The 22464-nt window shown below is 64.3% G+C and carries 19 protein-coding genes; 9 read left to right on the forward strand and 10 right to left on the reverse strand.

All coding sequences use genetic code 11. The features are described from left to right. Positions 1 to 12: 12 nt before the first annotated feature. The 3 genes from QM470_RS19675 to QM470_RS19685 all read right to left on the reverse strand — a co-directional run bounded on the left by QM470_RS19675 (position 13) and on the right by QM470_RS19685 (position 2580). Complete coding sequence (locus tag QM470_RS19675) at positions 13 to 1023, reverse strand: FecR domain-containing protein (protein WP_283340440.1); 1011 nt, start codon at positions 1021 to 1023, stop codon at positions 13 to 15. Then, entirely contained in the window at positions 1020 to 1523 is a 504-nt protein-coding gene (locus tag QM470_RS19680; RefSeq protein WP_280010913.1) for a sigma-70 family RNA polymerase sigma factor, read from the reverse strand. Before QM470_RS19680 ends, QM470_RS19675 begins: the two co-directional genes overlap by 4 nt. 247 nt (positions 1524 to 1770) lie before the next feature. Continuing rightward, positions 1771 to 2580 carry an AraC family transcriptional regulator gene (locus QM470_RS19685; protein ID WP_283340441.1) on the reverse strand — a complete coding sequence of 270 codons (810 nt, stop codon included), beginning with the start codon at positions 2578 to 2580 and terminating at the stop codon, positions 1771 to 1773. 112 nt (positions 2581 to 2692) lie between these two features. On the opposite strand from QM470_RS19685, the gene QM470_RS19690 reads away from it, so the two are divergent. Then, a complete protein-coding gene (locus tag QM470_RS19690) occupies positions 2693 to 3670 on the forward strand; it encodes a bile acid:sodium symporter family protein (protein WP_280010910.1) in 978 nt (325 codons plus the stop codon). A gap of 208 nt (positions 3671 to 3878) precedes the next feature. On the opposite strand, the gene QM470_RS19695 is transcribed toward QM470_RS19690, so the two are convergent. Both QM470_RS19695 and QM470_RS19700 read right to left on the reverse strand, forming a co-directional pair. After that, positions 3879 to 5300, reverse strand: a complete 1422-nt coding sequence (locus tag QM470_RS19695; RefSeq protein WP_283340442.1) for an ATP-binding protein — start codon at positions 5298 to 5300, stop codon at positions 3879 to 3881. Beyond that, positions 5297 to 6094, reverse strand: a complete 798-nt coding sequence (locus QM470_RS19700) for a response regulator (RefSeq protein ID WP_502846863.1) — start codon at positions 6092 to 6094, stop codon at positions 5297 to 5299. Before QM470_RS19700 ends, QM470_RS19695 begins: the two co-directional genes overlap by 4 nt. A 181-nt stretch (positions 6095 to 6275) precedes the next feature. Between QM470_RS19700 and QM470_RS19705 the strand changes: the two genes are divergently transcribed. From QM470_RS19705 to azu, 6 genes are all read left to right on the forward strand, one after another. Continuing rightward, complete coding sequence (locus tag QM470_RS19705; protein ID WP_283340444.1) at positions 6276 to 8567, forward strand: TonB-dependent receptor; 2292 nt, start codon at positions 6276 to 6278, stop codon at positions 8565 to 8567. A gap of 124 nt (positions 8568 to 8691) precedes the next feature. Beyond that, entirely contained in the window at positions 8692 to 9663 is a 972-nt protein-coding gene (locus tag QM470_RS19710; protein ID WP_283340445.1) for an ABC transporter substrate-binding protein, read from the forward strand. 5 nt (positions 9664 to 9668) lie between these two features. Then, positions 9669 to 9887 (forward strand): hypothetical protein, encoded by a 219-nt coding sequence (locus QM470_RS19715; RefSeq protein WP_283340446.1) that lies wholly within the window; start codon positions 9669 to 9671, stop codon positions 9885 to 9887. Further along, positions 9884 to 11011, forward strand: a complete 1128-nt coding sequence (locus QM470_RS19720) for a FecCD family ABC transporter permease (RefSeq protein ID WP_502846864.1) — start codon at positions 9884 to 9886, stop codon at positions 11009 to 11011. The genes QM470_RS19715 and QM470_RS19720 overlap by 4 nt, the downstream gene beginning before the upstream one ends. Further along, on the forward strand, positions 11008 to 11799 hold the full coding sequence (locus tag QM470_RS19725) for an ABC transporter ATP-binding protein (protein WP_283340447.1): 792 nt from the start codon (positions 11008 to 11010) through the stop codon (positions 11797 to 11799). The genes QM470_RS19720 and QM470_RS19725 overlap by 4 nt, the downstream gene beginning before the upstream one ends. 48 nt (positions 11800 to 11847) lie before the next feature. Then, a complete protein-coding gene (azu, locus tag QM470_RS19730; RefSeq protein ID WP_283340448.1) occupies positions 11848 to 12327 on the forward strand; it encodes an azurin in 480 nt (159 codons plus the stop codon). Between the two features lie 219 nt (positions 12328 to 12546). Here the strand turns inward: azu and QM470_RS19735 are convergent, their stop codons facing one another. Beyond that, a complete protein-coding gene (locus tag QM470_RS19735) occupies positions 12547 to 14094 on the reverse strand; it encodes an EAL domain-containing protein (RefSeq protein ID WP_283340449.1) in 1548 nt (515 codons plus the stop codon). 167 nt (positions 14095 to 14261) lie between these two features. Next, a complete protein-coding gene (locus tag QM470_RS19740) occupies positions 14262 to 15866 on the reverse strand; it encodes a methyl-accepting chemotaxis protein (RefSeq protein ID WP_283340450.1) in 1605 nt (534 codons plus the stop codon). A gap of 204 nt (positions 15867 to 16070) precedes the next feature. On the opposite strand from QM470_RS19740, the gene QM470_RS19745 reads away from it, so the two are divergent. Next, positions 16071 to 16721, forward strand: a complete 651-nt coding sequence (locus QM470_RS19745; RefSeq protein WP_283340451.1) for a TetR/AcrR family transcriptional regulator — start codon at positions 16071 to 16073, stop codon at positions 16719 to 16721. Positions 16722 to 16828: 107 nt separating this feature from the next. Here the strand turns inward: QM470_RS19745 and QM470_RS19750 are convergent, their stop codons facing one another. Together QM470_RS19750 and glmS are read right to left on the reverse strand one after the other, a co-directional pair. Further along, positions 16829 to 18406, reverse strand: a complete 1578-nt coding sequence (locus QM470_RS19750; protein ID WP_283340452.1) for a methyl-accepting chemotaxis protein — start codon at positions 18404 to 18406, stop codon at positions 16829 to 16831. 577 nt (positions 18407 to 18983) lie between these two features. Continuing rightward, the gene (gene glmS, locus QM470_RS19755; protein ID WP_280010872.1) at positions 18984 to 20882 is read right to left on the reverse strand and encodes a glutamine--fructose-6-phosphate transaminase (isomerizing); all 1899 of its coding nucleotides are present in this window, start codon (positions 20880 to 20882) and stop codon (positions 18984 to 18986) included. 138 nt (positions 20883 to 21020) lie between these two features. On the opposite strand from glmS, the gene QM470_RS19760 reads away from it, so the two are divergent. Beyond that, a complete protein-coding gene (locus tag QM470_RS19760; protein WP_283340453.1) occupies positions 21021 to 21557 on the forward strand; it encodes an Lrp/AsnC family transcriptional regulator in 537 nt (178 codons plus the stop codon). A gap of 111 nt (positions 21558 to 21668) precedes the next feature. Here the strand turns inward: QM470_RS19760 and QM470_RS19765 are convergent, their stop codons facing one another. Continuing rightward, positions 21669 to 22463 carry a sensor histidine kinase gene (locus QM470_RS19765; RefSeq protein ID WP_283340454.1) on the reverse strand — a complete coding sequence of 265 codons (795 nt, stop codon included), beginning with the start codon at positions 22461 to 22463 and terminating at the stop codon, positions 21669 to 21671. Position 22464 lies beyond the last annotated feature (1 nt).

Here is a 22464-nt window from a genome sequence, read left to right on the forward strand (position 1 = left end):
CATGGACCGGGCCTACGCTGGAGCCAGGGTGACCCAGTAGCGCGACATGCCGAGCCTGCGTACCGGAAAGGCGCGGGTGATGACGGCCAGCGCCTTTTCAGTGTCTGCCAGCGGGAAAACGCCAGACACGCGGAGGTCGGCCACCGCGGGGTCACAGACCAGCCGGCCGGGCCGGTAGCGCCTGAGCTCGTGCACCACATCCTCCAGGCGCCAGCTCTCCACGACCAGACTGCCGCCGACCCAGCTCACCAGAGCCGGATCGACCTGCTGCGGGCTCTGCAGCGCTGCGCGGCTGAACGTGGCCCGCTGGCCCGCCTGCAGACGCACCGAGCGGCCGTCCCCCTGCGATGCCTGAATTTCCACGGCATCCTGCAGCACGCTGACCATGGTGTCGTCCGCTTCGCAGCGGACCGTGAAGCGGGTGCCCAGCGCCAGAACACGGCCATGGGGCGTATGCACCGTGAAGGGGCGGCCATCTTTGGCACCGCCATTCCGGGCAGCGGTCTGCACCAGGATCTCTCCCTCGCGCAGCACAATGCGCCTGCTTGCGCCGTCCATGGACACATCGACCGCAGTGCGGGTGTTCAAGGTCAGCTCGGACCCATCGTCCAGCGTCACAGTCAGCCGTTCCCCTGTGCCGGTGCGATAGTCCGCAAGCCAGGCCTGCATGCCGCCATGCTGGCGGCCGATCTGCCAGGACAGTCCGGCCGCGGTCCCCACCCCGACCAATGCAGCAAAGCTGCGCAGTACGCGGCGCCGGCTGCTTCGACTGGCCTGCAGAGTGGAAGCGGCCAGATGGCCTGGCACCCGCTGCAACATGCCCGCCAGCGCATCGAAATGCAGCCATGCACGCTGGTGATCGGGGTGTGCCTCATGCCAGCGCTGCCAATCCGCGCGGTCGGCATCGGTGGCCTCCCCGGAGCACAGGCGTGCGTACCAGGCGATGGCCTCCTTGCGAATCCGGGCTTCGGCGTCTGCCGCGGTGTGGGCCGGGCGGTCACCGGTGGAAGATGCCGGGTTCACGCACCGTCCGCCACAATGAGATAGCAATGCTCCAACGCCTTGAGCATGTAGTTGTTGACCGTGCGCACCGTCACCCCCAGCTGCGCAGCGATCTGCGCATAGGTCAGACCTTCCAGCTGGGACAGGATGAACGCCTGCCGCACACCGGGTTTCATGCCATCGAGCATGGTATCGATCGCGACCAGGGCTTCCAGCACGATGGCGCGCTCCTCGGGAGACGGCGTCTGGGGTTCAGGCAAAGCGGCCAGCGAAGCCAGATAGGCCCGCTCCAGCGCCCTGCGGCGGTGAAAGTCCACCACCAGCCCGTGCGCAATGGTCGTCAGGTAGGCGCGGGGGTCGACCAGCTCCACCCGCTCACGTCGGCTCAGCAGCCGCAGGAAAGTGTCGTGCGCCAGGTCCGCCGCGTTGTGGGAGCAGCCCAGTTTGGCGCGCAACCAGTCCCTGAGCCATCCATGATGGTCACGGTAAAGCGCCTGGGCTTCGCATTGCAGAGTGGACATACCGGATGCCATGATTACTTTCCATCATCGCAAGCAGACACAACCCGAATAATGCGATTGCTTCTCATTCTACAACTTGTTCCGTTTTTGCAGCCCCCTTGCCGGTATCCCCGTACTGCCAGAGCTGTTGCTTTCTCCCTCGGAGCGACAGGCCAGCAGACTGCGGCGCCCAGGCAGGCTTCTCCACATCAGCGTGGTGGCGGCACGCCCTGCGTTGGCCGGCAGCGCACGGCCAGGGGCGTAGACGTCAAGCTTCCGCACCGCGCAACAACTGTCCCGGCGTATGCCCGAACAGCTGGCGAAAGGCCGCAATGAAGGCCGAGGTCGAGTCATAGCCGCAGACCAGCGCCACCTCGGTCACGCTCTGCAGCTCCTGCAACTGCGGCAGAGCCGCCAGCAGGCGTGCGCGCTGGCGCCACTGGCGAAAGCTCATCTGGGTCTCTCTCTGGAACCAGCGGCCCAGCGTGCGCTCGGACACGCCCAGCTCCTGGCTCCACTGCGCCAGTTGCAGCGGGGCATCGGGCACGTCCAGCAGGTGGCGGCACCAGGCACGCAGGCGTTCGTCCTCGGGCCAGGGCAGGCGCAGCGCGGCCTGGGGCGCGGCGTGGATCTGGTCCAGCAGCACCTGCACCAGGCGCCCGTCGGCCCCCTCCTCGGCATATTCCACGGGCAGGGTGGCAAAGTGGCGGATCATCTCGCGCAGCAGCGGCGACACCTCCAGCACCCGGCACTCCCCGCCCAGGTCTTGCAGGGCATGGGTCGCGATGTACAGGCTGCGAATTTCGGTGCGCGGCGCATTGACCACGCTGTGCACCAGCTGCTGCGGAATCAGGATGGCCCACTGCGGCGGCGCAATGAACAGGCCCTGGTGCGTCTGTACCTGCAGCACGCCCTGGCTGGCGTAGGAGAACTGCACCCAGTCGTGGGCATGTGCCGCCGTGGCTGCCTTGCGCTGCATCTGCTCGGCGCGGGCATAGACGGTCCGCGGGAGCCGGGCCAGCACCGGCACGGGGCGCGAGGCCAGGTCCCGGCGTTTTGTCGTTTCAGCGATATTCATGCGCCTGATGTCGTTAGCAGGAAATTTCTTAGCGTACTAGAGTGTGGTCCATCGCGGCCCTGTGCCGTTTTTGGCCGCAATCCGCTTGCGGCTTTGTCTTTCCGCTTCTGCCATGCGACGCCCCCGTTTTCTTCCCGACAATTTCATGCTCATCCTGCTGGCCATGCTGGCGCTGGCCAGCGTGCTGCCCGTGCGCGGTGTCTATGCCGACTACGCGAGCACGGTGACCAACCTGGCCATCGCCCTGCTGTTCTTTCTGCACGGCGCCAAGCTGTCGCTGAACGCCATTGTCAAGGGCATGGGGCACTGGCGCCTGCATTCGCTGGTGTTCGCCTGCACCTTCCTGCTCTTTCCGCTGCTGACGCTGGCGCTCAAGCCCGTGCTGCTGCCGCTGCTGGGGCCGGACCTGTTCCGCGGCATGCTGTACCTCAGCGCCCTGCCCTCCACCGTGCAGTCGTCCATCGCATTCACCTCGATCGCGCGCGGCAACATCCCGGCGGCCATCTGCTCGGCCGCAACCTCCAGCCTGATGGGCATCTTCATCACCCCCCTGCTGGTGCTGCTGATGCTGGGCCAGAGCGCGCACAGCCTGCCGTTTGGCGATGCCGTGCTCAAGATCATGCTGCAGTTGCTGCTGCCTTTTGTGCTGGGTCAGCTGGCGCGCCGCTGGATCGGCGCCTGGGTGGACCGCCACAAGGCCGTGCTCAAGCATGTGGACCAGACCTCGATCTACCTGGTGGTCTACACGGCCTTCAGCAGCGCCGTGGTCGAAGGGCTGTGGTCACAGCTGCCGCTGCAGCAGATTCTGGTGCTGGCCCTGGCCTGCTGCGTGCTGCTGGCCCTGGTGCTGGGCACGACCTGGTGGCTGGGCCGCCGCCTGGGTTTTGACCTGGCCGACCGCATCACCATCCTGTTCTGCGGCTCCAAGAAGAGCCTGGCCACGGGCGTCCCCATGGCCCAGGTGCTGTTCATAGGAGGGTCCATGGGCACGCTGCTGCTGCCGCTGATGCTGTTTCACCAGATTCAGCTGTTTGTCTGCGCGGTGCTTTCCAAGCGCTTGGCAGACCGCGCGGATGAGGTGCAAGCCTGAAGCCGCACACAGGATTCGGGGGCCTGTAAATCCCCGAGGCTTCCTCCAGATCGAGGATGCAGTCACTGCTGGGCCAGAAACGCAGAGCGAGACCCTGGGTATTCCCGGCGTAACGCGCTCGGCAACTTCCCAGCGGCAGTAAAAGAAGAGCCGGCTGCCTGCAGGCTGACACCGCAGCCGCAGCCGCAGCCGCAGCCGCCCCAAGCCATCAGCGTTGCGGCAGCTTCAGCGTCACCTCGAAGCCACCCTCCAGCACATTGCGCAGCAGCAACTGGCCGCCATGCGCATGCGCCACGGTCTGCGCAATGGACAAGCCGAGCCCCACGCCGCCCGAGTCCGCATTGCGCGAATGCTCCAGGCGGTAAAAAGGCTCCAGCACCCGCGCGATCTGGTCCTGCGGAATGCCGGGACCGCGATCGCGCACGCTGATGCACAAAAAGCCATCGTCCTCGCTGATGTGCACCTGCACATCATGGGCATAGCGCAAGGCGTTCTCCATCAGATTCTGCAGACAGCGGCGCAGGCTGTGCGCATAGCCGAGATACGGCTTTCCCGCCCGCCCATGGATGGCAATCACCTGCCCACTGGATTCCTGGATGTCTTGTGCCATGCCTTGTACCAGGGCATTGATGTCCACGGGCTCGCGTGGACCGTCGGCATCCACACCGGTCAGCATGTCCAGCGTGGAAGACACCATGCGCTCCATTTCCTGCAGGTCGTTGCGAAACTTGTCCCGCAAGGCCTCGGTTTCCAGCATCTCGGCACGCAGCCGCAGTCGCGTGATAGGGGAACGGAGATCATGCGATACCGCCGCCAGAAAGCGTGTGCGTTCCGCCACCCCTTCCGTGATCTGCTGCTGCATGGCATTGAAAGCCTGTGCCGCCTGCTGCACCTCGCGCGGTCCGCTGGTATCCAGCGGCGGGCTTTGCAGATCCCGGCCCAGCGCTTCCGCAGCCCTGGCCATGCGCTGAAGCGGCCGCATGGCCAGGCGCACCGCCACCAGCGCAAACGCCACAATGACCAGACTGCGCAGCAGGTACACGCGCAGCACGTAATCGGCCAGGGCATGCAGCGGTCGCACCGGATAACCGATCTCGCCCTCCTGCGCGTCCACCACCAGCCATTGCCCGTCGGCCAGCGGCAAGGCCATGCGCACATACGCCTCGGGCTTGCCCGATGTCAGGACATTGGCCGAGTGGGAACCATCCCCGTGTTCCTCCCCGCGCAGACCCACCTGCTGCACCTGAACGGGCACGCTGCGTCCCAGGCGCTCCTGCAGCACCTGGGCAATCAGCGCCTGCGCCTCTGCCATGGAAGGCTTTTCCTCGCCGCCGGGCGGTGGAGCATCATCCAGCAGCTGCAGGGCGTAATGCCGGGTGTGCCATTGCGCCAGCAGATCGTTGCGCTGTTCCCGTGGCGTGGCGGACAACAGCACCGCGGTATCGGCAGCACGTGCAGCCACCAGCCTCAGCGGTACTTCCAGCAACTGACTCTGCCGCATCTCCCACCAGATGGTGCCGGTCAGCGCCTGCGCGGCCAGCATGCCGATGATGAGGATCGCCGCGATGCGGCCGGACAGCGTTTGCGGCCACAGCCGGATGAACCATGCCGATGCGGTGGATGCACTCACCCCAGTGTCTCGACATCGCAGGTCAGCACATAGCCTGCATTGCGAACCGTGCGCAGCAGCTGTGCCTTGCGCGGATGGGGCTCCAGATGGTGGCGCAGTCGGCTAATGCACACATCAATGGCCCGGTCCAGCGCCATGCGCTCCCGGCCGAAGGTGTACTCGGCCAGATAGTCGCGGCTCAGCGTTCGGTGGGGGTTCTGCACCAGGGCGCACAGCACCCGGTAATCCGACTGGGCCAGCGTGACCAGCACCCCCTCGGGAGAGTGCAAGGCGCGCGTGTGCATATTCAGCGTCCAGCCGGCAAAGCGCAGCGTCACCAGCCGTTCGGGCTCGTGCAGCGATGCGGGCACCTGCCGCGTGCGGCGCAGCACCACACCGATGCGTGCCAGCAGTTCGCGGGGGTCGAAGGGCTTGGGCAGGTAATCATCCGCCCCCATCTCCAGACCCAGGATGCGGTCCATCAGTGCACCGCGCGCCGTGAGCATCACCACAGGGATGTGGGTGCGCTCACGCAGGCTGCGGCACAGGCTCAGACCGTCCACACCCGGCAGCATCAGGTCCAGCACGATGAGATCGGCGCTGTGGCGCGCCAGCCAGTCCCACATGCCTTCGCCGTTCGCCACCGCCGACGGTTGCATGCCGTTGACCTGCAGATAGTCGCAGAGCAACTCGCGGATCTCTGGGTCGTCATCCACGACCAGAATGCGCGCCTTGGCGGCGGTGGTATGCGTAGGCAACACGGTGGCTTGAGCGGGATATGTAATGGATTGTGTTGGAGCGGCTGGGGAAAACATGGCATTGCAAATCTGCCCTCGCCTGCCTGCCGGAGGGTGGCTTGCCTCACTAGAGTGACGGATTGTTCATCAATAAGAACGATTTTCATTCTAGTTTATTGCAGCCATGAGCAGCTCTGCCCCCTCTATGCCAGCGCGTGATGCGCGTGACCTCTCACCCGCACCCAGCGCAACACCCCCATTGTCTCCGGCTCTGGCCAGTCTGATGCTGGTACTGGGCCCCACACTGCTGGCAAGCAGCCAGGCCCTTGCCGCGGATGGCGATGCGGCCATGATGCCGCCCGTGGAAGTGCGCGCCGATCGCGAACAGCCCGACTACCAGGCGCAATCCGTACAGTCGCCCAAGTTCACACAGCCCTTGCGTGACACGCCCCAAAGCATCACCGTGGTGCCTGCCGAAGTGCTGCGCCAACAGAATGCGCAGACCCTGCAGGACGTGCTGCAGAACGTCGCCGGCATCACCTTCAGTTCCGGCGAAGGCAATCTGGGCTGGGGCGACTTCTTCACCATCCGCGGTTTTTCTGCCGAGCAAAGCATCACCATAGACGGCGTGCGCGATGCCGGCATGGCCAGCCGCACCGACACATTCAATCTGGAACAAGCCGAAGTCTTCAAAGGCACCGGCTCAGTGGAATCGGGAGTGTCCGCCGTGGGTGGCAGCGTGAACCTGGTGAGCAAGGAAGCCAAGCGCGATACGTTCTACAACACCAGCGTCGGTGTGGGCAGCGATGGCTATGCGCGCGCCACTGCAGACCTGAACCGCTCCATCGGCGAGACCAGTGCGTTGCGACTGAACCTGATGAAGCACAAGAATGATGTGGCGGGCCGGGATGTGGTCAGCTTCGAGCGCTATGGCGTGGCGGCGTCTTTCGCCCACGGCCTGGGCACGGACACGCGCTTCGTCGTCAACGTGCTGCACCAGGCAGACGACAACGTTCCGGACGGCGGCCTGCCCATACAGCGCGGTACACATGGCAACGTGATGTTTGGCGTGGCACGCAGCGCCTGGTTTGGGGCTTCCAACCTGTACACACAGCAGGCCAAAACCGACAGCATCACGGCCCGCATAGAGCGCGACCTGACGGCCAGCACCACCATCCGGAACCAGTTCCGCTACGAGCGCTCCGACAACTGGAGCGTGCTGTCTCCCGCCCGATTCAATACGGCCGGCACGCGCAACGGCCTGGGCTATATCGGCAAGGGGCCGTTGGTGACGGCCCCCGGCAATATCCCGTCCTACGGCGACTACGACCTGGTGGACACCACCGGCCAGCCGATCTCGCTGCGTCTGGCCTCCATGTCGAGTTCCAAGCGCTACACCATCGCCAACAACCAGACCGATCTGAGCACCCAGTTCGAGACTGCCGGCTTGCAGCACAAGCTCACGGCCGGTGTGGAGCTGTACCGCGAAACCTATGGCGACCGCGAACGCAGCATGGACCTGCCAAGCGGCACGCTCACCTTCGACCCGGTCCACCCGGCCACGAACTTCCCGGGCACGGCCACCATCGTAGGTGCCGGCAGCGCGCGTGCATCGGTGCAGAACATGGGGGTGTATGTCAACGACACCATCACTTTCAACGAACGTTGGCAGGCACAGACGGCCCTGCGCTACGACCGCTGGAACGCGAAGAATGTCGGTAAAAGCCGCACCGATGGCGCGCTTAGCGGCCGCCTGGGCCTGGTCTACAAGCCCGCCAAGGAAGGTTCTGTCTACGCGGCCTACAGCCGTGCAGCGCAACCCTCGGCGCTGGGCGTGACCACCAACAACACCATCAACGGCACGGCCGCCCAGTTCGACTATCAGCCGGCACTCGCGCGCACCTTGGAAGCCGGCAGCAAGTGGGATGTGCTGGACGGACGCCTGTCCGTGACCGGCGCCGTCTTTCGCACCGAGCTCACGGACTCCTGGGAATACAACGCTGACAACAGCTCGCCCGTTCGCTCTCTGCCAGCCAAGCGCGTGCAGGGCTTCGAGCTGAGCGCGCAAGGCGACATCACGCCACGCTGGTCGGTGATGGCCAGCCTCTCGCACCTCAAGAGTCGCATCACCAAAGGTCTGAACGAGGGCGCCGAAGCCAAGAACGTGCCCGACTGGGCGGGTAGCGTCTGGACGTCCTACCTGCTCACGCCCTCCGTCACCGTGAGCTATGGCGCGCAGTATGTCGGGCAGCGCCGCTATGCGGACAACGTGATGGTCGGTGGACTGAACAACAACTCCAGCACCGCCCCGGGCCCGAGCGGCGCCTACCCCATCTATGTGGTGGATCGGGAAAAAGCCCCCAGCTATGTGGTGCAGAACCTGGCCCTGCGCTGGCGCGTCCACCGGCAGGTGACGGCCAACTTCAACATCAACAACCTCACCAACCGCTTCTACTGGAGCCGCATCGGCTCGTCCCTGGACGGTTTCCAGCTGTATGGCATCCCCGGTGCCGGGCGTACCTACACGGCCAGTCTCGACATGTCGTTCTGACCACTACCACGGGACTTCACTCACACCCTGCATGCGGCCCTTGCACAGCGGCCGCATGCCCGCTTCGCGAACCAGCGCATCCCCCGGCGCTTGGCTCGCCCCCCACTTCTGAATGCCTTCGCCCATGTCTTTCGGTTTCCCTTTCTCCCCCTTGCGGCGCCTGCTGCACGTCGCCGGCCTGGCAATGCTGATGGCCGGAGGTATCAACATCTCCGCCGGTGCGCAAAGCCAGGCACCCAGCGCAGCGAAGCAGGACGCAACCACCGTCGTCGATATCGTGGGTCGCACGGTGCACATTCCCGCCCGGGTCGATCACATCCTGCTGGGTGAAGGCCGCTTTCTCTATGCCCTTGCGCTGATGGAAGGCCCGGAGCCCCTCACGCGCATTGTGGGCTGGCAAGGCGAGCTCGCCTTTGCCGACCCGAATGGCTGGGCGGCCTACAAGCAGCGCTTTCCCCAGATTGCGAGCATTCCCCTGATTGGGCGCACCTCAGAAGACAGCGTGAGCTTCGAGAAATCGGTGTCAACCAAGCCCGATATCGCCATTTTTGGCCTGGGCGGCCATGGGCCCGGGCGCCAGAGCGGGCTGGTCAAGGAGCTTGAAAAGTCCGGCGTGCCCGTGGTGTTCATCGACTTTCGGGCCCAGCCGGTACGCAACACGGCCAACAGCATCCGCATCCTGGGCAAGGCCGTCCATCGCGAGGCCTCAGCCAATGCCTACGCCGACTTCTACGAAACGCATCTGCAGCGTGTGCAGTCCCGCGTGAAGGACATCCCCACCAGCCAGCGCCCGCGTGTCTTTGCCGAGCTGCTGGCGGGCGTATGGGATGGCTGCTGTCACACGGCCGGCAAGGGCAATATCGGCGAATTCATCGACGCCGCAGGTGGCGTGAACATTGCCGCAGGCAAGATTCCCGGCGCCATCGGCGACCTGCACCAGGAAGCGCTGATCGCACAGGACCCCGATGTGTACATCGCCACGGGCAGCCGTCCGCAAGGCAGCCGCCCCATGGTCAAGGCCGGCGAAGGGGTGAGCCCCCAGCTGCTGGGCTCCAGCCTCAAGGAGCTGACCCAGCGCCCGGCTTTGAGGTGCTGAGCGCTGTGCGATCCGGTCGTGCCCATGGTCTGTGGCACAACTTCTACGACGCGCCCACCAACATCCTCGCCATAGAAGCCATGGCCAAGTGGTTCTACCCGGAACGCTTCCAGGATGTCGATCCACACGCCACGCTTGCCGAAATCAACCACCGCTTCCTCGTCGCTTTGCCCATGCAGGGGGCCTACTGGGGTGATGTCACCCGGAATGCGGCGGGCCAATGACGTCGTCTACCGCCACGGCAGCGGGCAACCTGGCTTCCGGCATGCCAGACCCGCAAGACCATCCACAGCCACAGGCCCAGCCAGGCCCCTTGCGTCTGGCACAAGACTACCAGCGACTGTCAGGCTGGCGCCTGCTGGTTCTGGCCCTGCTGGGCACCGCCATTCTGGGCGCGCTGCTGATCGACTTCACCACCGGCCCTTCGGGACTGGCGTTGCCGACCCTGCTGCACACGCTGCTGGAACCCGATGCAGCCCCGCCGGCGCTGCACGTGATCGTCTGGAACATCCGCCTGCCCTATGCCCTGATGGCGGTGGCCGTGGGTCTGGCCCTGGGCTTGGCCGGAGCGGAGATGCAGACCGTGCTGGCCAATCCGCTGGCCAGCCCGTTCACGCTGGGCCTGTCGTCGGCCGCGGCATTCGGGGCCGCGCTGGCCATCGTGCTGGACTGGAGCCTGCCCGGTATTCCCGCGGCCTGGGCCGTACCCGCCAACGCCTTTTGCTTTGCCATGGCATCGGCCCTGCTGCTGGACCTGGTCGCACGCTGGGGCGGCATGAGCACCACCGGCGTGGTGCTGTTTGGCATTGCGCTGGTGTTCAGCTTCAACGCCTTGGTGGCATTGCTGCAGTTCATTGCCACAGCAGAGGCCCTGCAGGGTCTGGTGTTCTGGACCATGGGCAGCCTCTCGCGCGCTACCTGGCCCAAGGTGATGGCCCTGGCGGTGGCACTGGCCGTGGTGCTGCCGTTTTCCATGCGCAATGCCTGGCGGCTCACCGCACTGCGCCTGGGCGAAGACCGTGCCGCCAGCTTTGGGGTGGATGTGCGCCGCCTGCGCCTGGGTGCGCTGCTGCGCATCAGCCTGCTCGCGGCGCTGTCCGTGGCCTTTGTGGGCAGCATCGGCTTCATCGGTCTGGTGGCGCCCCATATCGCACGGCGCCTGGTGGGCGACGATCACCGCTTCTATCTGCCGGCCTCGGCCCTCACCGGTGCGCTGGTGCTCTCGCTGGCATCGGTGGCATCCAAATCCCTGGTTCCGGATGTCATCGTCCCCGTGGGGATCGTCACGTCCCTGGTCGGCATTCCGTTCTTTCTGGCCATCGTCCTGAGAACCAGGGGGCGTGCATGACCCTGCACATCACGCAATTGAACGTGGCGTATGGAAAACGCACCGTCATCCCGTCGCTGAGCATTCCCGATCTGCAGCCTGGCAGCGCCACCGTGGTGCTGGGCCCCAACGGCAGCGGCAAGTCCACCTTGCTGCGCGCGCTGGCCGGACTGGCACGCGCCCAGGGGGACATTGTCCTGGATGGCCTGGCCCTGGACACAGCCAGCCTGGCAGAGCGCGCCAAGCGGATGGTGTATCTGCCGCAGGCACTGCCTCAGGCCGTCCACCTGCGCGTCATCGAATCGCTGCTGGCTGCGCGCAAGGCATCGCCCCATCTACCTTACACCACCGACCACGCCGTGCCGGCCGATGCCGTGGAGCAAGGCGCCGTTCTGCTGCAGCGCCTGGGCATAGGCCATCTGGCCATGCGCCATCTGGATGAGCTCTCGGGCGGGCAGGCACAGCTGTCGGGGCTGGCGCAGGCGCTGATCCGCCAGCCTCGCGTGCTGTTGCTGGACGAGCCCTTGTCCGCGCTGGACCTGAACCACCAGTTCCATGTGATGTCGCTGATCGGGGAAGAAACACGCCGCCACCGCATGGTCACGCTGGTGGTGCTGCACGACCTCAGCCTGGCCCTTCGCCACGCCGACCGTGTGCTGGTACTCAAGGACGGCGCACTGCTGGCGGACGGCCCGCCGCATGCGGCCATCACCCCCGAACTGCTGGCACGCGTCTATGGCGTGCAAGCCCGCGTGGAGACCTGCTCCCGCGGCACACCCCAGGTCATCGTCGACGGGCTGATCGCTTGATCCCGTACCGACCCGCCATTGCATTCCATTCCACTACCGAGACACACCATGAAACTCCTGACTCCCGGCATCCGCCACCTCGCCTGCTGCGCCGCACTCGCCCTGTTGGGCAGCCCCGCGATGTCCCAGCCCATGGACAACGCCTGCCAAGCCACCATCCAGGGTCAACCCGGCAAGAAGTTCGACATGACCGAGCTGCGCGTCAGCAAGCGCTGCGAGCAGTTCACAGTGCACCTGGTGCACACCGGCAAAAAGCCTTGGCAGGTGGCCGGCCACAACTGGGTCCTCACCAAGAGCCAGGACACCGAAGACGTGATCCGTGAAGGGCTGCAATCCGGCCCTGAAAAGGCCTGGCTCAGCCGCGGCGACGCCCGCATTCTGGCAGCCACGCAGATGCTGTCGGGTGGTGAGCATGCTTCTGTCACCTTCCCCGTGCAGCGCCTGGTCCAAGGCGAGGACTACACCTACTTCTGCTCTTTCCCCACACACGCGCAGCCCATGCGTGGAAAGTTGATCGTGGTGGACTGAGGGGCCGCTTGGGGTCTGAAAAAACAAGCGGCCATGTACCGTTGCGTATTCACCGTATCCCCAACCCACAGCAAAAGGGCGCTCCATCGGAGCGCCTTTTTCTCGTAGCAACAGCGATCCAACATCCATGCGGTGTGCAAGCCCCCGGTTGTCATGAATTACAGAGATCGAGCGCCGCCCGCACGATAGGTCCCCGCCGCGCAGCATGCTGCAGGGCCTTCAGTCGGCAGGAAGTTCGCGCGCAGTGGCAGGCCGGCCCAGAAGCCAGCCCTGTCCTCGCGCTTCAGGATGCAGCGTTCTCAGATACTGCGCTTGGGCTTCGGTCTCGATGCCCTCGACGATCAATGTCACCCGCATCGCCGTCGCAATGGACACAATCCCAGGAATGACTGCGCTGGCAAGCGACTCGGTCCCAATGGCACGGGTGAATGCGCGGTCCATCTTGATGGCATCCAGCGGAAGCGCTGCCAGATAGGCGAAGTTGGAATATCCGGTGCCAAAGTCATCAATCATCACCCTATGCCCCGCATCGCGCATCTCCTGGAATGCCGCTGTCAAATCCGCATAGTTGGCAGTGGACCGCTCGGTGACCTCCAGCGCGACCCGGCTCGCGGGGATGCGATGCTCCAGACACAGACCATGCAGGTAGCTCCTGAATTGCCTGCTGATTATTTCCTCGGAGTTCACGTTCACGCTGACGTAGAACGGTTCGTCCGAACGCAGCCGCTCACCGAGTTCGCTGAACGTGGTGCGCAACACGGAGCGGGTCAAGGCATCGAGAAGGCCTAGCTCTTCAGCCAACGGAATGAACTGGTCTGGCGGGATGTTCTGCCCTGTGGCATCGGTCCATCGGGCCAAGGCCTCCACCCCCACCAGACGCCTATCTTTCAGCATGCGGATAGGCTGGTACACCACACGGATTGCGCCATGCTCTATCGCACGCTGGAGCTGTGTCCCCATGGCAGCGCGACGGCGTACCAGACTGTTGACGGTGATACCAACGCCCGCACCCGCGAGCGTCCCCAACCCTGTCAAAGCCACAAGCAGCGGCCATGACACCGACCACAGCCACATCTGCGGACTGGACTCCACGACACAGATGAGCCGTTGGGGATGGCAATGTGACACCACATACCTGCCTGTGGTGGCGGCATGACCGGACGTTGAAAATTCAGCGCCACCAAAGCTTCTGAACACATATCTGCCGTCCCGCGACGTGACCAAGGTTTTGATATGCGGATCTGCAAGACCCGCATCGTCGAATGCACCTGGCGCAGTCACTACGGCCACTGCGCCGTGAGCCGTGATATCGGCGCGCACGTGGCCAACCGGCGAGGTATTGACATCCCGCCAGAAACGATAGGGAGCAATACCATGGTGCGCGACCGGCAAGGGAAAGGGCTGCTTCATACGCCCCCAGGCGGCACTGCACGCAACGGTGGCGCCCTCCAGTCGCATCACATCGCGAACGAAACGCGACTCGAAGCTCAGAACCCGCAGCTGTTCCAGGTCCTCCCTACTACAAGGGACCGTATCCAGCTGTAGTGCTTTGCGCAAAATGGATGCGCTCTGTTCCGCGACATGGCCGGCATGGTCGAGAACGCTTCGAGCATGCACATCCAGTGCTGCCGTTTTTTCATGGTCCATCACCTTCTGCGCGACCGTCAGCGTGATCGCGAGTGTCGTGAGCACGCAGATCGCCAGAATTGCAGCCGTACGGCTCCCGGCGATACGGAGCAGCGTCTTCCCGAAACTGAGCGGCAGCAATCAAAGCTCCTGAGCGGGTGCGATCCACGCGCCGCTGCGACAAGGCACAGCCGTCACGCGCGAACGCGTGACGGATCGGCCATCAGATCCGGAGCGCCTGCGCAGGCGCCGCATTGCGCAGCCGAATGTGAGGTGGACATCGCAGGCCAGCGCGCAATACTTCGTGGCTAGGCCACCACCAGTGCAGAAGAAGGGACATTCTGGCCTTCCCCCAGCCGGAACACGGCCACTGCCTGCACCAGTTGCTGCGCCTGGTGGTTGAGGCTTTCAGCCGCTGCGGCCGACTCTTCCACCAGGGCCGCATTTTGTTGGGTCACATGGTCGAGCTGCGAAACGGCATCGCTGACCTGGCCAATGCCCGTGGTTTGCTCGCTGGTTGCAGCGCTGATTTCGTTGATCAGGTCACTCACGCGCTGCACCTGCCCCACGATGTCCTTCATCGACGAGCCCGCTTCCATCACGAGCTTGCCGCCGGCATCCACCGCCGTCACGCTGTTGTCGATCAATGCCTTGATTTCCTTGGCTGCCTGCGAACTGCGCTGGGCCAGGCTTCGCACCTCGCTGGCCACCACGGCAAAGCCTCGGCCTTGCTCGCCGGCACGTGCCGCTTCCACAGCGGCATTCAGCGCCAGGATATTGGTCTGGAAAGCAATGCCGTCGATCACGCCGATGATGTCGGCAATCTTGCGCGACGCCGTGCTGATCTGCTCCATCGTCGTTTCCACCTGGTCCATCACCTGGCCGCCCTTCTGAACAGCCTGGCTGGCACTGTTCGCCAGCTGCGTCGCCTGGCGTGCCGTGTCGGCGTTGTTCTGCACGGTGCTGCTGATTTCTTCCATGGACGCGGCTGTCTGCTGCAGGTTGCTCGCCTGCTCCTCGGTACGTTGTGAGAGATCCGCGTTGCCTACCGAAATCTGCCCTGCACCCGTCGCAATGCTGTCGCTGCTGGTGCGCACCGAACCGACCACCTGGCGCAAAGATTTCTGCATGGTGTGCATGGCATGTACGACAGAGCCATCGCCAGCGCGGGAGGTATCAATGACCGTGGTCAGGTCGCCTTGGGAGATGGCATTGGCAACCAAGGCCACTTGGCTGGGCTCCCCACCCAACTGGCGCGTGAGACCCCGCGTAATCGCGACCCCCAGGATCACGCCGATGGACACGCCGCCCAAGGTGAGCAGGATCAGCACCACACGGATGTCAGCGTAGATGGCATCGGTCTGGTCATTGAGCTCACTGGCCGCGGCCATGCGCCGCTCAACCAGCTGGGTCATCAGGTTGTCGGCCTTTTCCGCAATAGGCCTGACCACCGTGAACAGCTGTTGCGTGGACTCCCTGACTTCATTGACGGCCTCTGCCCGCAGCAAGGTAACCGTTTGTGCGGCCGCTTGCGCATAGCCATCCACCGCAGCCTGCGTCTCCTGCAGCATGGCCCGTCCCTCGGGCTTGCTGAAGGAGCTTTCCACCTTTTTGAGCTCCGCCTTGGTATTCGCCAGACGCTGCTCCATCTCTTTCAGGTGGGACTCACGCTCATCGTTGGCGGATGCCAGCATCGCACTGCGAAGTGCACGTGTGGCGCCAAGCAACTGGATATTGGCTTCTGCGGCCTGGCGCAGCCCCACGGTTTCCCGCTCGTACATGACCGATGCCAGATCGTTGATCTGGCCGGCCTTCACTATGCCTTGAAGGCCGATCAGCGCCGCAATGGCCGCCACCACAAGAAACCCCACCATCAGCTTGGCGCCGACCGTCCAACGCGAAAACACTTGCATTTTTATCCCGAGATTCTTTTATGACGCCTGCACTCACGGCAGGTCCCGCACTTCAGCGACCCAGGCTGGGCCCAAAGAAAGGCAATTGTCGCAAAAAGTAACGTTAATGAAACTAACAAGTGTCTTTATGGAGTTATCTATATCAATAGTCTTATGCTTTCAGACCGGTAGGATTGAGTCCCTTCGTGACACTTCAGACTATCAATGCCCACGTCTCGCTCGGGCTTGAGCAAGCCATCTGAGCCCTCACCGAGAGGCAGACCCAACGCTCAGAGAGCCAACCAAATCCGGAAACTCATCATTGAAGTTGCCGCGGAAGTGATGCTGGAGCAAGGATTCAACGGAACGACGTTGGATGCCATTGCATCCGCTGCAGGCGTCACCAAAAGAACCATCTACGATCGCTTTGGCTCCAAAGAAGCCTTGTTGCGCGAGGTCCTGCTGAGCTCGGCACGTCCCGCGCGGGGTTCGTTTGTCATGCCTGCATCGACCGCTTGCCGCAGACAGCGCCTTATTGCCATCACCACGGGCTTGCACGAGAGGTGGATGGATCCCCAGATGCAGCGCTGGATGCGTCTTGCGGCCAGTGAATTTGTCCAAGAACCGAACAAGGCCCCGGTGCTACAGGCTGCGCTGAATGACTTCCATGCGTTCATTGAAGAAATCCTGCGCATGGAATTTGGCGAACTGGAGCCGCCCATAGACTCCACCACGGTGAGAGTCTTCACGTCCATGATTGCGGCCCCATCCCAAGCGCATGCACTGCTGGGACTCGATGTGGGCTCGCCCGAGCAGCAAAGCATCTACATCGAGCGGGCAGTCGACATCCTGCTTGCAGGGGTGGGAAAGAGCTGAAGCAATCGCCCCGGCAACGCGCCGCGCCCCGCCGCCCCCACAGGGACATCGGCTGCCGCCACAGCGCTTTGCCAGCTGGCTCTCAGCGAGGCGGGCGCGCCGTCCTGTCAGGATGCGATGCGCAGGGTGGTAGCGCTGCTGTGGCCCACCTGGAAGTGCGCCATGGCCTGAACCAGCTGGGCAGACTGGGTTTCCAGCGCGCGCGTGGCGGCTGCGGCTTCCTCGACCAGGGCGGCGTTTTGCTGGGTCACGGTATCCATCTGGGTGATGGCGTGCTGTACCTGGTCCAGGCCCTGTGCCTGTTCCTGGCTGGCGGCGCTGATCTCGCCGACGATGTCGGTCACACGGCGCACGCCGGTGACCACGTCGCGCATCACGGTGCCCGCCTCGGTCACCAGTTGGTGGCCGGCGTCCACACGCTCCACGCTGGCGCTGATCAGGCCCTTGATCTGCTTGGCAGCATCGGCGCTGCGCTGAGCCAGGGTGCGCACTTCGCTGGCCACCACGGCAAAGCCACGACCTTGCTCGCCGGCGCGCGCGGCTTCGACGGCGGCGTTCAGCGCCAGGATGTTGGTCTGAAACGCGATGCTGTCGATGACGCCAATGATGTCGACGATCTTGCGCGAGGCTTCGTGGATGCTGCCCATGGTGCCGACCACCTGGTCCACCACCTGGCCACCGCGGACGGCCGTTTCCGATGCAGACATGGCCAGCTGGTTGGCTGTGCGGGCGTTGTCCGCGTTCTGGCGCACGGTGGCGGTCATCTGTTCCATCGAGGCGGCCGTCTGCTGCAGGGCACTGGCTTGTTCTTCCGTGCGGCTGGACAGGTCCAGGTTGCCGCTGGCAATTTCGCTGGAGGCCATGGCAATCCCTTCGGCGCCGTGGCGCACCTGGCCCACGGCCGTGCGCAACTGCTCGCCCATGCCGTCCAGGGCGCGCAGCAGTTGCCCCATTTCATCCTGGGATACGCTGTCCGCGCGCTGCGTCAGGTTGCCGCCAGCCACCGCTTCGGCCACGGTCACGGCGCGGTACAAGGGGCGCGTGATGCTGCGGGTGATGACCACGGCCAGGGCCGCTGCGGCCAGGATGGCCACGATACCCAGGACCAGCATTTGCATGCGCCCGTTTTCGTAGTTGCTGCGCACCTGGGCCGCGGTGGCGTTGATGCCGGCGCGCTGCTGGTCCAGCAAGGCCTGAAGGCCGTCCAGGTAACGCTTGCCAGCAGGCACAAAGTCGCCGTTGAAGATGCGCTCGGCCGCCTCTGCATCGCCCGAGGCCTTGGCCTGGCTGACGCTGTCGCGTGCCTGGATGTACTGCTGACGGGCTTCGGACAGCGTGGCGAACAGGGCTTTCTCTTCGGGGGATTCCAGCAGGCTTTCGAGCTGCTTTTGCTGGGTGCTGGACATGCGCGACGCTTCGGCGTTCTCGGCGGCGAAAAAGGTGGCCAGCGCCGGGTCGGCGCTCTTGGCGACTGCGGTGGTGCGGCGCACGCTGGTGTGAATGGTGCGGTACCAGTCCGACACCAGCCGCTCCTTGGCCAGGGGTTTGGCCATCATGGCGTCGGTGTCACTGGCCACGGCCTGCAGGCGCAAGATGCCGACACCCAGGATGGCGATGGTCAGCACGATCAGGGCGGTGAATGCCAGAGTCAGGCGTTTACCGATGGAAATATTGTCGAGGATCATGGCAAGATTAGTAATAACCCTTATACGGTGCGCCATTGTCTGTAGCCCGCATGTAAATGCCATGTGCCCGCCCGGTGGCCTGAAAAATTTGAAGGAATAGCGGGGAGATCGTTTTGGCCACTGCGCCCTGTATGGCTAATAAGTGCTTGCTCCTGAATTTAATGAGGCTCACACTGGATAGGCGTGGGGTACGTATGTTTTGCACCACATACCGGAGGGCTGCATCCCGCACATGCAAAAGGCCCTGCGGGGCTTGCGTGCGCAGCCTTGCAGGGCTCTGGGGCGCCCTTCCCTGAGGTGGTGGTTTGCCCCTGCATTGACCAGCTCCTGCGTGGGCATGCGCTCGGAGATCGGCACGCAAATGACTGGGGTCGGTCTTCAAGCTTCGCGCCACGCGCAGCCATCCAGGTCACTTCACGTGAGTCAAAAAAAAGAGCGCTCCCACAGGGCGCTCTTTCTTCGGCTGCAACACATCCGGACTTAAAGAGGGTCAGCACTGCTCGCCTTGCCCCGCAGGGCGAGCAAACTTCTTGTGGACCACTTCAATGCCTCTTGCAGCAAGAGGTGTCAGCCGCTCTTATTCCACCGTCACGCTCTTGGCCAGATTACGCGGCTTGTCCACATCGGTACCGCGTGCCACGGCCGTGTGGTATGCCAGCAGCTGCAGCGGCACCACGTGCAGGATGGGGCTGAGCGCACCATAGTTCTCGGGCATGCGGATCACGTGCATGCCTTCTTCGCTTTCGATGTTGGTCTTGGCGTCGGCCAGCACATACAGCACGCCGCCGCGCGCGCGCACTTCCTGCATATTGCTCTTGAGCTTTTCCAGCAGCTCGTCATTGGGCGCCACCGTGACCACAGGCATGGCGCTGTCCACCAGCGCCAGCGGGCCATGCTTGAGCTCGCCGGCCGGGTAGGCTTCGGCGTGGATGTAGCTAATTTCCTTGAGCTTGAGCGCCCCTTCCAGGGCAATCGGATAGTGCGCACCACGGCCCAGGAACAGAGCGTTCTGCATCTTGGCAAAGTCTTCCGCCCAGCTGATGACCTGGGGCTCCAGCGCCAGCACGGCCTGCAGGGCCACGGGCAGGTGGCGCATCGCCGTCAGATACTGCTGTTCCTTTTCTTCGCTCAGTCGGCCCTTGGACTGGGCCAGCGCCAAGGTCAGCAGGAACAGCCCCGCCAGCTGGGTGGTGAACGCCTTGGTGGACGCCACGCCGATCTCCACGCCCGCGCGAGTGATGTAGGCCAGCTTGCATTCGCGCACCATGGCGCTGGAGCCCACGTTGCAGATGGTCAGCGTATGGGTCATGCCCAGGCTCTGGGCGTGGCGCAGTGCGGCCAGGGTATCGGCGGTTTCGCCGGACTGGGTGATGGTGACCACCAAGGTCCGCGGGTTGGGCACGCTGGTGCGGTAGCGGTATTCGCTGGCCACTTCCACCGCGCAGGGAATGCCGGCAATGGCTTCCAGCCAGTACTTGGCGGTGCAGCCGCTGTAGTAGCTGGTGCCGCAGGCCAGGATCAGCACCTGGTCGATTTCCTTGAACACGCGCCATGCCGCGGTGCCGTCGGCGCCGTCAAACAGCTCTGGAGCGATGTTGACGATGCCTTCCAGCGTGTCGCCAATCGCGCGCGGCTGCTCGAAGATTTCCTTTTGCATGTAGTGGCGGTACGGGCCCAGCTCGGCCGCGCCGCTGTGAGCGTGCACGGTCTTGACGGGGCGCTGTTCGGGCAGCACCACATGGCCGTCCTTGGCGGCAATCCAGTAGCGTCCGGGCTGCAGGTCCACCAGGTCGCCTTCTTCCAGATAGACGATCTGGTCCGTCACACCGGCCAGGGCCATGGCGTCGCTGGCCAGGAAGAATTCGCTGTTGTCCACGCCCACTCCCAGGATCAGGGGCGAGCCGGCGCGCGCGCCCACCACGCGGTGGGGCTCGTCCTTGTGCATCACGGCCAGGGCATAGGCGCCGTGCAGCTCGGCGCGTGTGGCTTTCAGGGCCTCGAACAGGTCGCCGTTGTAGTGGCTGTCCAGCAGGTGGGCAATGACTTCGGTGTCCGTCTGGCTGGCAAAGATATAGCCCTTGTCCTGTAGCTTGGCGCGCAGCTGTTCGTAGTTTTCGATGATGCCGTTGTGCACCAGGGCCACGCGGGCCGGTTTGCCCGCTTCGGCCGTCAGGCCCGGTCCATAGCTGAAATGCGGGTGGGCGTTGTGCACGGCCGGTGCACCATGGGTGGCCCAGCGGGTGTGGGCAATGCCGGTCAGGCCCTGCAGATCTTCGGTCCGCACCTGCTCCAGCAGCTCGGCCACGCGGGAGGTGCTGCGGGCGCGCTGCAGACCCTGGCTGATGGGGCTGCCCTGCACCAGGCGGTGCACCGCCACGCCACAGGAGTCATAGCCCCGGTATTCCAGGCGTTGCAGGCCCTGCACCAGCAGGGGAACGATGTTGCGGGTAGAGACGGCGCCGACGATGCCACACATAAAACAAGCTCCGGTTCAAAAAGGATGGCGAATGCTAGAAGCTTTGAAAAGTAATTTCCAAAAAACCAAAATTCAATTTTTGAAAATTTCTTTCACCTTATGCCGATATGGAAATTAAATTTCTATAATTAAATTCAAATGAAAGAAAAAAACGAAAACGAAACACTCGATTACACCGACCTGCAGTTGCTCGATACCTTGCAACGCGATGCCAGTCTGAGCAACCAGACACTGGCTGAACGGCTGGGTCTGTCGGCCCCCACCTGCCTGCGCCGCGTGCGCCGGCTGCATGCACTGGGTCTGATCGAGCGCTCGGTGACGGTGCTGCAACCCGAGCGTGCGGCCAGCCTGCTGGGCCACGGCCTGCAGGCGCTGGTGGAAATCACGCTGGATCGCCAGAGTGCCGAGGCGCTGGACGCCTTCGAGGCACTGGCCGTGGCCGAAGATGCCGTGCAGCAGTGCTGGCGGGTCTCGCCTGGGCCCGACTTCATGCTGGTACTGCATTGCCAGGACATGCCGGCCTATCTGGCGCTGTCACAGCGCCTGTTTGCCCAGCATGCCAATGTGCGCAATGTGAAGGCGTTCTTCGCCACCAAGCGCGCCAAGTTCAGCCCGCACCTGCCGCTGCTGGCTGCGGGGCCGGAGCGCGGCGACCAGCACACACTGCCCCGCTGAACACCCGCACCGCGGGTGCGTAGGCAAGGTCCTGGCATGCCATGCGGCACTGCCCGGGCCATCCACCACACTGCGACCGCCCGGCAGGAGCGCGGCACCACCGCAGTCAGCTCACTCCGCGGCCGGCCACTCCAGCACTGCCGTGCAGCCTTCGCCAGGGCGGGAGTGCAGCTGCAAGCTGGCGCCATGGCGCTGGGCCAGGGCGTGCACCAGGGCCAGGCCACAGCCCATTCCGGCAAAGTCGTTCTCGCGGTGCATGCGCTGGAACGGCGGCCAGCTGACCGCCATGCGGGACGATTCAAAGCCCACACCCTGGTCACGGATGGCGATGCGCCACCACCGGGGAACGGGCATGGACAGGCTGACCTGCACCTGGGGCAGCATCTGCCGGGCGGTGAACTTGGCGGCATTGCCCAGCAGCTCACCCAGCACCGTGTGCAGCGCGGTGGGATCGGCATGCAGCAGCGCCGGCTGGGCCGGCAGCTCCCAGGCCACGGTGTCCGCCTGCGGCAAGCTGCGGGCGGCGCAGGACTGCAGCACACCACACACATCCACGGCCTGCGGATCCAAGGGCTGACGCACCGCGCGGGACAACTGCATCAGCGCATCCAGCATGCGGCCCATCTTGTGGGCCGATTGCTCCATGGTGCCCAGAAATTCCTGGGCCTCGTCTGCGGCCTCCCCGGGCGCAGCCGCGGCCAGTTGCTCCACGGACTCACGCAGCAGCGGCGCAAACGAGGTCAGATGCCGCAGCGGCGCACGCAGATCGTGCGAGACGGCACGCAGCAGCCCTTCGTGCGCGTCCTGCAACTGGGCCAGTTGCTGCTGGCAGACCGCCAGCTCGGCCCGCACGGTGTCCTGGGCGGACGGGACGGCAGCGCCATGCGGCAGGCGGTCGCGCTCCATG

This window comes from Comamonas sp. 17RB, assembly GCF_030056555.1.
GTDB classification, from domain to species: domain Bacteria; phylum Pseudomonadota; class Gammaproteobacteria; order Burkholderiales; family Burkholderiaceae_C; genus Comamonas; species Comamonas terrigena.